10 protein-coding genes are annotated in these 11616 nt (G+C 62.9%); 7 read left to right on the top strand and 3 right to left on the bottom strand.

Annotated elements, in window-relative coordinates; all coding sequences use genetic code 11:
- The first annotated feature begins 92 nt into the window (after window positions 1-92).
- Together ACUCV3_RS23040 and ACUCV3_RS23035 are read left to right on the top strand one after the other, a co-directional pair.
- The gene (locus tag ACUCV3_RS23040) at window positions 93-1502 is read left to right on the top strand and encodes a hypothetical protein (protein WP_482241177.1); all 1410 of its coding nucleotides are present in this window, start codon (window positions 93-95) and stop codon (window positions 1500-1502) included.
- A 42-nt stretch (window positions 1503-1544) separates the two neighbouring features.
- Window positions 1545-2516 (top strand): glycosyltransferase family 2 protein, encoded by a 972-nt coding sequence (locus ACUCV3_RS23035; RefSeq protein ID WP_010336051.1) that lies wholly within the window; start codon window positions 1545-1547, stop codon window positions 2514-2516.
- Here ACUCV3_RS23035 and ACUCV3_RS23030 read toward each other — a convergent pair.
- Window positions 2498-3127 (bottom strand): HdeD family acid-resistance protein, encoded by a 630-nt coding sequence (locus ACUCV3_RS23030; protein ID WP_010336052.1) that lies wholly within the window; start codon window positions 3125-3127, stop codon window positions 2498-2500. The two genes, ACUCV3_RS23035 and ACUCV3_RS23030, sit on opposite strands and share 19 nt — an antisense overlap.
- A 131-nt stretch (window positions 3128-3258) precedes the next feature.
- Here ACUCV3_RS23030 and clpP point away from each other — a divergent pair, with 131 nt between their 5' ends.
- The 3 genes from clpP (at window position 3259) to ACUCV3_RS23015 (ending at window position 8221) form a co-directional block, all read left to right on the top strand.
- Window positions 3259-3894 (top strand): ATP-dependent Clp endopeptidase proteolytic subunit ClpP, encoded by a 636-nt coding sequence (gene clpP, locus ACUCV3_RS23025; protein ID WP_004207564.1) that lies wholly within the window; start codon window positions 3259-3261, stop codon window positions 3892-3894.
- A gap of 133 nt (window positions 3895-4027) precedes the next feature.
- The gene (gene clpX, locus ACUCV3_RS23020; RefSeq protein ID WP_004207563.1) at window positions 4028-5296 is read left to right on the top strand and encodes an ATP-dependent Clp protease ATP-binding subunit ClpX; all 1269 of its coding nucleotides are present in this window, start codon (window positions 4028-4030) and stop codon (window positions 5294-5296) included.
- A gap of 366 nt (window positions 5297-5662) precedes the next feature.
- The gene (locus ACUCV3_RS23015) at window positions 5663-8221 is read left to right on the top strand and encodes a TonB-dependent receptor (protein ID WP_048938171.1); all 2559 of its coding nucleotides are present in this window, start codon (window positions 5663-5665) and stop codon (window positions 8219-8221) included.
- Between the two features lie 208 nt (window positions 8222-8429).
- Here the strand turns inward: ACUCV3_RS23015 and mtgA are convergent, their stop codons facing one another.
- Window positions 8430-9143, bottom strand: a complete 714-nt coding sequence (gene mtgA / locus ACUCV3_RS23010) for a monofunctional biosynthetic peptidoglycan transglycosylase (RefSeq protein WP_279729139.1) — start codon at window positions 9141-9143, stop codon at window positions 8430-8432.
- A 44-nt stretch (window positions 9144-9187) separates the two neighbouring features.
- Window positions 9188-10477: an MFS transporter gene (locus tag ACUCV3_RS23005; RefSeq protein ID WP_017500475.1), complete on the bottom strand. Its 1290-nt coding sequence runs from the start codon at window positions 10475-10477 to the stop codon at window positions 9188-9190.
- Between the two features lie 111 nt (window positions 10478-10588).
- Between ACUCV3_RS23005 and ACUCV3_RS23000 the strand changes: the two genes are divergently transcribed.
- Together ACUCV3_RS23000 and ACUCV3_RS22995 are read left to right on the top strand one after the other, a co-directional pair.
- Window positions 10589-11137: a TetR/AcrR family transcriptional regulator gene (locus ACUCV3_RS23000; protein WP_007704859.1), complete on the top strand. Its 549-nt coding sequence runs from the start codon at window positions 10589-10591 to the stop codon at window positions 11135-11137.
- The coding region (locus ACUCV3_RS22995; protein ID WP_048938170.1) for a GNAT family N-acetyltransferase at window positions 11134-11616 on the top strand (483 nt) is incomplete at its 3' end. The genes ACUCV3_RS23000 and ACUCV3_RS22995, both read left to right, overlap by 4 nt.

Genomic DNA, 11616 nt, shown 5'->3' with positions numbered 1-11616 from the left:
GCCCGAAACTAGGGATCAGGCGATGAACTGATCGCGGAGGGCTTATGCAAGTCGTCAAGGGCGGTTCTGGTCGGGTTCTTGGGCAATTGCTGATGAACAGGTGGCTCCTGGTGGGCGTTTGCCTGCTCTTGTTTCTCGCCTTCTTCCTCCTGCGCTTTCCCGGTGAGCCCAACAGCGACAGCAACAGCCAATATCATCAGATCGTCACCGGCCAGTTCAACGATTGGCATCCGCCGCTGATGGCGCGGATCTGGGAAGCGCTGACCCTGTTCGGCGCGGGCACCGGGCCGATCTTCGCCTTCGACACCATTTTCTACGGCTGCGGCGTTGCGCTGCTGGCCAGCCTGCCGGCGCGGCGCGGCCGGTGGCTCTGCGCCTATTGCATGATCTTCCTCGCGGCCCAGCCGATGCTGCTGATGATGAGCGTCAACATCGCCAAGGACATCATGATGGCGGTGATGTTGCTGCTGGCCGTGGCGATCATCGGGGCGGTGCAGGAAGGGCTTGTCGCCGCGCGGCCGGCCCGGACGCTGTGCTGGGCGCTGGCGCTGCTGATCGTCGTCATGGCGGCGCTGGTCCGCAGCAATGCGGTGTTCCTGGTCGCGCCGATGCTGGTCTTTGCCGGCCGGCCGGCGCTGATGGCACGGCCGGTGCTGATGCTGGCGCTGTCCGCGGTCGGCGGAGTGCTGCTGGTCCCGGCCAGCAACATCATCAATCATCGCATCCTTGGCGCATCGGATGCCGGGGCAATCCGGTCGCTGCAGATATTCGACATCGCCGGCATCATGGTGCGGGGCGGGGATGATATCCTGGCCGATCTGCCGGGCGCGCAGGCGCTGACGCAGGATGTCCATCGCTGCTACAGCCCGATCATGTGGGACACGCTGGCCTATGCCCACTGGAATTGCCATGTGCTCAAGAATGTCGAGCAGGCGATCCGGGATGGCGGGGGCGCATCGCTGTCGTCACGCTGGACTGGCGCGATCCGGCATCATCCGCTGGCCTATCTGCGCCATCGCCTGACCCATTATAATTCGACCCTCTATTTCTGGGTGCCGGTCCATCATACCGAAGCCGTGCGCAAGTTGAACACCGCCGGCAACCGGGGCGGGTCGTTCAAGAACCGGCTGCTGGACCATATCCGCTATTCGCCGCTGACCTCGCCCGTGATGATGGTCGCGATCGCGCTGGTGCTGCTGCCCTGGATCATCGCCGCGCTGCGCGTCTCGCGCGATGCGCTGCTGCGTGTCTGCGCGATATTGATATGGCTTGCCTTGATATATACAGGCACCTTCCTGCTTGTCGGGGTGGCGACCGATCAGCGCTATTTCTTCTTTACGACATTGGCGGTTTGTCTGGCCCTGCCGCTCGCATTGTCCGATGCGACTATAAGGGCCATGATGCGGCGACATTCGGCATTGGCGGTTGCAACGGTGGGTGTGCCGGCAGCCATATTGGCGCTGACCGTCGTTGCGCGATACATGTTGCCGCCGCCGGTCTGACGGGCGGCGGCCATATTTGGTCAGCATAGGTTGGGGCAATTTATGGATATGGACAATCTTTCGAACATTGGCGTGGGCCACCCCCGCGTCGCCGTTATCCTGCCCTGCTATAATGAGGCTGGGGCGATCGTGCAGACGGTGGAGGATTTCCGCCGTGCGCTGCCCCATGCCGAAATCTATGTCTTCGACAATAACAGCAGCGATGGCAGCCGCGAACTGGCGGCCGGCGCGGGCGCGATCGTTCGCCGCGTGGCGCAACAGGGCAAGGGCCATGTCGTGCGCCGCATGTTCGCCGATGTCGATGCCGATATCTACATCATGGCCGATGGCGACGCGACCTATGAAGCGGCCGCCGCGCCGCAGATGATCGCCGCCATGCTGCAGGATAATCTCGACATGGTGGTGGGCTGTCGCCGCGATCAGGTGGAGGCAGCCTATCGGCGTGGCCATCGCTTCGGCAACTGGGCGCTCACCAGCCTGCTCAAGCAGCTTTTCGGCCGCAGCTTCACCGATATCCTGTCGGGCTACCGCGTCTTCTCGCGCCGTTTCGTCAAGAGCTTCCCGGTGCTGTCCGCCGGCTTCGAGATCGAGACCGAGATCAGCGTCCATGCCCTTGAACTGGCGATGCCGGTGTCCGAAGTGATGACCGCCTATGGTGCGCGGCCCGAAGGGTCGGTGAGCAAACTGTCCACCTATCGCGACGGCTGGCGAATCCTGCGCACGATCATCACCCTCTATCGCATCGAGCGGCCGATCCTGTTCTTCGGCATCATCGCGGCCTTCCTCGCAGCGCTCGCGCTCGGCCTGGCCGTGCCGCTGATCGTCACCTATGCCCAGACCGGGCTGGTGCCGCGCTTCCCGACCGCGATCCTGGTCACTGGCCTCATGATCCTCGCGACCTTGAGCGGCATGTGCGGCCTCATCCTCGACACGGTGGTGCGCGGCCGCCGCGAAGTGCGGCGGCTCGCCTATCTCGCCTTCCGCGCGCCGAGCGACTACGCCTTGAAGGACTGAACCCGGCGACGCAGCCGCATCGCCAGGATCAGCAGGGTGACGCCCGTCACCAGCGCATAGAAGCCGATGCCCCAGCCCAGCATCGCCACCGACACATGCGGGTTGGCAAGGGCCAAATAGAGGACGAAAAGGCCCAGCAGCAGCGAGAGCAGCCCGCTCAGCGCCAGCAGCCATTCGCCCTCTATTTCCTTGCGTAGCCGGATCGCGGCGATGATTTCCAGCCCGCCGGCGATGATCGCCCAGCCCGCGATCAGGAACACGGTCAGCAGCGCATAGGTGATCGTCATCGCGATCGGGGTGACGATGAAGATGATGCCGACGGCAATGCCCAGCAGCCCGCGCAGCAGCATCGCGCCCCAGTGGCGGCCATGCCCCATCCGGCGAAAGGCGCTGATCGCCGAGAATATGCCGTCGACCAGGGCATAAACCGCGAAGATCAGCGTCAGCGCGAACAGCGCGCTGAACGGGTAGGCCAGGGCGATGATGCCCAGGATGATCGAGACCACGCCACGCAGCGCCAGCGCCTTCCAACCGAAGGAGAAGGCGGCGATCAGCCCCGGTCCGGCCCGGCCGTCATGGGGCGGAATATCGGAATGCACGTCGGAAACCATCGGCTTGTTCCCCCTGTCGCGATTTGAAACGATTGTGGAACGGTAGGGGTGACACATGGTTCCCCCTTGAACCAGTCGGGTTTTGTGCCGATGTAGGGGGTCGGGCAAAAGCACCTGACTGAAAGAGCACAATGACCAACATCATGCATGATCCCATGGCCGCGCTGGTTCCCATCGTCATCGAGCAATCGAACCGTGGCGAGCGCAGCTTCGATATTTACTCGCGTCTTCTGCGCGAGCGGATCATCTTCGTGACCGGCCAGGTCGAGGACCATATGGCCTCGCTGATCGTCGCCCAGCTTCTGTTCCTCGAATCGGAAAATCCGAAGAAGGACATCTGGATGTACATCAACTCGCCGGGCGGCGTCGTCACGGCGGGCATGGCGATCCACGACACGATGAAATATATCCGCCCCCAGGTCGGCACCGTCTGCATCGGCCAGGCCGCCTCGATGGGCAGTTTCCTGCTGGCCGCTGGCGAGCCGGGCAAGCGCATCGCGCTCAGCAACGCCCGCATCATGGTCCACCAGCCGTCGGGCGGCGCCCAGGGCATGGCGTCCGATATCGAGATCCAGGCCAAGGAAATCCTTCGGATTCGCCGCCGCCTCAACGATCTCTACGTGAAATATACCGGCCAGTCGCTGGAAGCGGTGGAGCGGGCGATGGACCGCGACACCTTCCTGGAGGCTGACGAAGCCAAGGCGTTCGGTCTGGTCGACGAAGTGTTCGATCGCCGCCCGGCCGCTGCGGAATCCGCGGAAGCCTAAAGGCGATCTTTACCGGGGTGCGGTACATCACCTCTTGTGAAACCGCCGTGCCCCGGTCTAGGATGGCCTTTGGACCAGAATATCCCCGGCCAGATCCGGCATGGTGCCGACGGCGGGGAGGAAAGATTGGCGAATGACTAAGCTTACGGGCTCCGATTCAAAAAGCACGCTTTACTGCTCCTTCTGCGGCAAGTCGCAGCATGAGGTGCGCAAGCTGATCGCGGGGCCGACCGTCTTCATCTGTGATGAATGCGTGGAACTGTGCAACGACATCATTCGCGAGGAGACCAAGGGCGGTCTCGTCGGCAAGAAGGATGGCGGCGTGCCGACCCCGCAGGAGATCTGCGATGTGCTCGACGATTATGTGATCGGCCAGAAGCGCGCCAAGCGCGTCCTGTCGGTCGCGGTCCACAATCATTACAAGCGCCTCAACCATGGCTCCAAGCCGGGCGAGGTGGAACTGGCCAAGTCGAACATCCTGCTTGTCGGCCCGACGGGCTGCGGCAAGACGCTGCTGGCGCAGACGCTGGCCAAGACCTTCGACGTGCCCTTCACCATGGCGGATGCCACCACGCTGACCGAAGCCGGCTATGTCGGCGAGGACGTGGAGAACATCATCCTCAAGCTGCTCCAGGCATCCGACTATAATGTCGAGAAGGCGCAGCGCGGCATCGTCTATATCGACGAGATCGACAAGATCAGCCGCAAGGCGGAAAACCCGTCGATCACGCGCGACGTGTCGGGTGAGGGCGTGCAGCAGGCGCTGCTCAAGCTGATGGAAGGCACGACCGCCTCGGTTCCGCCGCAGGGTGGGCGCAAGCATCCGCAGCAAGAGTTCCTGCAGGTCGACACGACCAACATCCTGTTCATCTGCGGCGGCGCGTTCGCGGGTCTGGAAAAGATCATCGGTGACCGTCTGGAAGCCAAGTCGATCGGCTTCGGCGCCCATGTTGCGGCCCCCGAAGAGCGCAAGACCGGCGAACTGCTGCGTCAGAGCGAACCCGAAGATCTGCTGAAGTTCGGCCTGATCCCCGAATTTGTCGGCCGTCTGCCGGTGATCGCGACGCTGGAGGATCTGGACGTGACCGCACTGGTCAAGATCCTGGTCGAGCCCAAGAACGCGCTGGTCAAGCAATATGGCAAGCTGTTCGACATGGAGAATGTCGAACTGAGCTTCACCGACGATGCTCTGACCGCGATCGCGAAGAAGGCGATCGAGCGCAAGACCGGCGCTCGTGGCCTGCGTTCGATCCTGGAAGCGATCCTGCTCGATACCATGTTCGACCTGCCCTCGATGGAGGGCGTTGGCGAAGTGGTGGTCGACAAGGATGTCGTCGCCGGGACCAAGGAGCCGATTCGCGTGTTCAGCGAGAAGGACAAGCGCGCGGAAGACGCTGCCTAGTTCATTCGCCGTTCAGGCTGGAACAAAAGGGGCCGGTGGACCATCCACCGGCCCCTTTTTCGTGCAAGTCTTTCGCACTGCACAAAATTTCCTGCGCCGTTGCATAATTGCACCACTGTTGGCGTGGTGTAAAATTTCGACATATTATGCAATAAAATCAATATGATAGTTTGATGTTTCGGTCTGTTTTTCAGTGCCTTGCCCAGATGTCCTTCCAATTGTGACAGTCCCGCACCTGCATTGTAACATAATTGCAATCATAGCATCACAGGGGCGTCGCCAGTGGCCGCCAGATGCGGCGCCGGCTCGAAGAGCAAAATGGTTATGGCGCCGTGGGGCGCACTCTTGAAAAAGGGACAAGGGTCAATGAAGCAGTTTCTCAAGTGCAGCGCCGCGATTCTCGCCGTCGCTGCCCCGGCTGTCGCTTTCGCGCAGTCGACCGGTTCGGACGATTTCGATTCGATCATCGTGACGGGCGCCGTCGTCAACCAGGGCGTTGGCGGCGTGAAGATCCCTGACTCGCCCAAGGCGAAGGTCGTTCTGGGCCAGGAAATCATCCAGGCGCAGCGTCCGGGTCAGTCGGTCAACGAAATCATCAACCTGGTGCCGGGCGTCAGCTTCACCAACAACGATCCCTGGGGTTCGTCGGGCGGCAGCTTCACCATCCGCGGCTTCAGCTCGGACCGTATCTCGCAGACCTTTGACGGTATCCCGCTCAATGACTCGGGCAACTATGCGATCTACACCAACCAGCAGGTTGACGCCGAACTGATCGAGAACGTCAATGTGAACCTCGGTTCGACCGACGTCGACAGCCCGACCGCCGCTGCGGTTGGCGGCACCGTCAACATCAAGACCCTTGAGCCGAGCGATGATTATGGCGTTCTGGCCAGCGTCAGCTACGGCAACATCGTCGCCGACGGTGCCGGCGATCGTCCCTATTTCCGCATGTTCGGCGTGGTGAACACCGGTGACCTCACCGGCCATGGCACCAAGGCCTGGATCTCGGCTTCGCGCATTCGCAACGATGCTGCCTTCGCCAATTATGGCAAGGTGTCGAAGCAGCAGTATAACGCCAAGATCTGGCAGGATATCGGCAGCAACGGCGACTTCATCTCGGTCGCTGCCCATTATAACCAGAACCGCAACAACTTCGGTGGTTCGCCCTTCCGCGCCAGCGCCTTCACCGGCGACAAGAGCGATCGTTTCTACGACATCGCCGGCGGCTATCCCTGCCAGGTCAGCCAGACCAGCACCCCCAACGCTTGCGGCACCGATTTCGAGCGTCGTTTCAACCCTTCGAACACCGGCAATGTCCGCGCGAATTCGAAGTTCACCCTGGCTGAACGTTTGACCCTGTCGGTCGACGGCGCCTATCAGTGGGTGAAGGCCAATGGCGGCGGCACCACCAGCGCCAACGAAACCTTCTTCACGGATTCGACCGGCTTCACCGGCACCGGCAACTATGGCGGCAGCTTCTATTTCGGTCGTGACCTGAACGGTGACGGTGTGCTGGGTCGCGTGACCCTGCTCCAGCCGAGCCAGACCAACACCCGTCGCTGGGTCGGCATCGCCAACCTGGCTTACGAGATCAGCGATGGCCAGCGCGTCCGTCTGTCGTACAGCTATGATCGCGCCCGTCACCGCCAGACCGGCTATGCTGGCTTCCTTGACAATGGTGGCACGCCGTTCGACGTGTTCCCGATCAACGATCCGGTCCTGGATGCCGCCGGCAACGCGCTGCAGAAGCGTGACCGCAAGTCGATCGCCGAACTGAACCAGATCGCCGGTGAATATCGCGGCCAGTTCTTCGAGGACAAGCTGTCGGTGCTGATCGGTGGCCGTCTGCCCTTCTTCAAGCGCGAACTGAACCAGTATTGCTTCACCACCAGCTCGGGTGGTTTCGTGAACTGCGTGCCGGAAGACCAGCAGGCCGACTATATCGCGACCCATCCTTACAGCTTCAACGAGACGACCGGCCGTGCGACCGGTTCGGCTCTGCCGCAGGCGCGCAAGCTGAAGTATGACAAGTTCCTGCCGAACGTCGGCGCGACCTTCAAGATCACGCCGGAAATCAGCATCGCGGGCAGCTATGCCAAGAACCTGTCGGTGCCCAGCACCGATGCGCTTTACAACGCGTTCATCTTCCCGGTTGATAGCGACTCCGCTTATCGTGCGCCGGAAACCTCGGACAGCTTCGACGCCAGCCTCCGCTACACCTCGTCGAAGGTGCAGGCTGCTGTCACCGGCTGGTACTCGAAGTACAAGAACCGTCTGGTCACTGCCTATGACATCGACGGTAACGGCACCGACACCAACCTGGGTCCGGTGAAGAAATATGGCGTCGACGCCAATATTTCCTACAGCCCGATCAAGGAAATCACCGCCTATCTGTTCGGTTCCTACATCAAGTCGGAAATCCAGAACGACGCCGTGACCGGCAGCTGCGCCGCGACCAGCGACATCGCTCTGGCCGGCCTGTGCTATGTGCAGGATGGCGTTGCCTATCTCCGCACCTCGGGCAAGCGTGAACGCAGCGCGCCGAAATATCTGTTCGGTGGCCGTCTGCAGGGCAATCTGGGCGACTTCACCCTGGGCGTCCAGGCGAAGAAGACCAGCTCGCGCTATCTGAACGACATCAACGGTGAAATTCAGAGCGTGACGCTCACCGATGGCACCAGCAAGATGATCTTCCCCGGTGCGAAGTTCGGTGCCTACACCGTCGTCGACCTCGACCTGCGCTACTCGCTGGCCAGCGTCGGCATGGAGAAGGGCGCGATCCAGCTGAACGTCAGCAACCTGTTCGACAAATATTATGTCGGCTCGTTCAGCGGCGGTCTGGATACGCTCGCCAGCTCGTCCTCGGCCTTCGTGAACTTCGGTTCGCCGCGCGCGATCAGCGCTTCGCTGATCATCGGCTTCTAAGCCAGACGCCGACAGGCAAAAAGGGAGGTGCGGAGCGATCCGCGCCTCCCTTTTTCATGTCCTATTCGCCGCCGCTCGATTATGATCGGGGATAGGGCAGTGTGCGCTTTCCGATAGGATCAGGACAGCGCAATAAAATGTCGAAATGTGCGGGAAATATGGGAAGTTAAGCGCCCGATTTCCTATTTTCGGGCGCCCGGCCGCTGTCTCAGTTCAGGCAGTCATCCAACCCGTCGCGCTGCACCACCGGGATGCGGGCGGAGATGCTGTTGCCATAGCGGCGGGTGAAGCCATGCGGGTCGATCGCCTCGCGCTTCTTGGGCAACGGCAATACCGCCGCCAGCCGCGCCGCCTCCGCTCGGCTCAGCTTGCCCGCGCCATGGCCGAAATAGCGGATCGACCCGGCCTGCACGCCATAGGTGCCGATGCCGGTCTCCGCGACGTTCAGATAGACTTCCATGATCCGCCGCTTGCCCCAGATCGCCTCGATCAGCACGGTGAACCAGGCTTCGAAGCCCTTGCGGACGAAACCGCCACCCTGCCACAGGAAGACATTCTTCGCGGTCTGCTGGCTGATCGTGGAGCCGCCGCGAATGCGCCCGCCGCTGGCATTGTGGCGCATCGCCTGGGCAATCGCGACCGCGTCGAAGCCATGATGGCTGCAGAAGCGGCTATCCTCCGCCGCGATCGCCGCGCGCGGCATGTCCGGATCGATCGCGTCCAGGCGCTTCCATTCCTTGGTGATGCCATTGGGGTCGAGCAGCATGGTGATCGTCACCGGCGGGGGCACGAAGCGATAGATGACCACGGTGCTCACCGACAGGCCGACAAAGCCGATGGCGACCTTGAGGGGGATGCTGATCCAGCGGGAGCGACGTTTCTGGGCGGAGGCAGGCTTAGGCGCGGCTTTGGCTTTTTTCATGGGCCGCAAACTAGCGCCCCTGCGCGCCGCCGTCATCGATTCCTTCAGGCCGTGGCCAGCGTCTGCGTCCGGCCCCGGTTGATGAGCAGCACCAGCGCCGCGCCGATCAGGCACAATATGCCTGCCGCGATGAAGGCGGGCATATAGCTTTGCCAGGCGGTGCGAGACAGGCCGCCGGCCAGCGCCGCGCTCGCCGCGCCCAGCTGATGCCCGGCAAAGATCCAGCCGAACACGATATTGGCCTTTTCCGGACCGAAGCGCTGCGCGGTCAGCTTCACCGTCGGCGGCACCGTCGCCACCCAGTCGAGGCCATAGAAGATGGCGAACAGCGACAGGCTGTAGATCGAGAAATCGCTGAACGGCAGATAGAGCAGCGACAGGCCGCGCAGCCCATAATAGAAGAAGAGCAGCCAGCGATTGTCATAACGATCGCTGAGCCAGCCCGATGCCAAAGTGCCGGCAAAATCGAACAGCCCCATCATCGCCAGCATCGACGCCGCGCCGACAGCCGCCAGCCCATAATCGCCGCACAGCGAGATGAAATGGGTCTGGACCAGCCCGTTGGTGCTGGCGCCGCAGATATAGAAGGAGAAGAAGAGGATCCAGAAGGTCGGCACCTTCGCCACGTCGCGCAGCACGATAAGCGGCGTTGCCAGCAGCGCGCCCAGGCTGGCCGGCTGGGCGGGGACGGGCTGGATCGCCTGTTCGCCATAGGGGGCAAGGTTCAGGTCCGACGGCCGATCGCGCATCAACAGCATGACCGCGACGGCCGCGACCAGGATCGCGCCACACACCAGCAGCATCGCCACGCGCCAGCCATAGCTGCCGGTCATGCTCGCGAGCAGCGGCAGGAAGGCGAGCTGGCCGGTCGCGGTGCTGGCCGACAGCAGTCCCATCACCAGTCCGCGCCGCTCGCTGAACCAGCGGGTGGCGACCGTCGCGCCCAGCACCATGGCGGTGAGACCCGTGCCGACGCCGATCACCACGCCCCAGAGAAGGACGAGCTGCCACAATTGCGTCATGCCAAGCGACAGCAGCAGGCCGCCAATGACGATAGACAGCGAAATCAGCATCATCCGCCGCACGCCGAAGCGGTTCATGAAGGCGGCGGCAAAAGGCCCCATACCGCCGAACAGCAGGAAACGGATAGCCAGCGCGCCGGAAATATCCGCCGCGCTCCAGCCAAACTCCTTCTGCAGCGGCACGATGAACACGCCCGGCGCGCCGACCGCGCCGGCGACCACCAGCATGGTGAGGAAGGTCGTGCCCGCGACCGCCCAGCCATAATGGACATTGCGCGCGGCCAAGCGGCGGGCGAACATGGTGGACAGCATCGACTTCCCCTTGGACTGGCCCCAGAACTGATACTCGAGCCGGAAAACGGACTGGCGTTAAATGATAGGTATCATATATAAGATCAAGAGGCCAATTGGAGATGCAGGATCATGAAAGTCAGCCGTGAACAGGCCGAGCGCAATCGCGAGAAGGTGGTGGATGCGGCGTCGCGCCTGTTTCGTGCCCGTGGTGTGGAGGGCGTCGGCATTGGTGAGGTGATGCGCGAATGCGGCCTTACCCACGGCGGATTCTACAATCAGTTCGAATCGAAGGAGGCGTTGGCGGCAGAAGCCTGCGCCACGTCGCTCGCGCGCGGCGCGGCCAAGTGGCGTCGCCTGTCGGCCGAGGACGGGCCGGATGCGATCACTGCCGATTATCTGAGCGCCCGTAACCGCGACGCGCCCGAAACCGGCTGCGCGCTGATCGCGCTCGGCCCGGACGCTGCGCGCAAGGGCGGACCGCTCGCCGCCGCCTTTCGCGAAGGCTTCGAGGATCTGACCGCCGCGTTGCAAAATGCCGGTATCGCCGATCGCGACGCGGCGCTCGCCCGCATGGCGCAACTGGTCGGCACGATGGTGCTGGCGCGCGCGGTCGACGATCCTGCGCTGTCGGAGGAATTGCTGGCGGCCAATCGCCGTGCCCTGGGTGTCGAGGCATGAGCGGCAGCGCCCAGTGGCGACCGATGGGGCAGGAGGATGTGGACGCGGCGGCGGCCATTTCCGACCGGGTTCATGGCGCCTATACGGAGGAGCCTGCCATCTATGCCGAACGGCTGCGCCTCTATCCGGCGGGTTGCTTCCTGCTGGAGCGGGACGGGGAGGTGCTGGGCTACCTCGTCACCCATCCCTGGGCCGGCGACCGACCGCCGGCGCTCGACCAGTTGATGGGCAGGCTGCCGGACGCGGCCGACCGCTATTATCTTCATGATCTGGCGCTGCTGCCCGAAGCGCGCGGCACCGGCGCTGCTGCTGCGGCCGTGGACCTCACCATCGCGCAGGCGCGCGCCGCTGGCTTCGATCGCATCACCCTGACCGCCGTCAACGGCGCGGATGCCTTCTGGCGCCGACAGGGTTTCGTCGACGCGCCGGTTGCCGCCGACAGTTATGGCGCGGACAGCGTCTCGATGGTGCGGATGCTC

Source organism: Sphingobium sp. VMM (assembly GCF_056790315.1).
The sequence above is the reverse complement of the archived record's forward strand: the minus strand, read 5'-3'. Positions and strand labels throughout refer to the sequence as shown.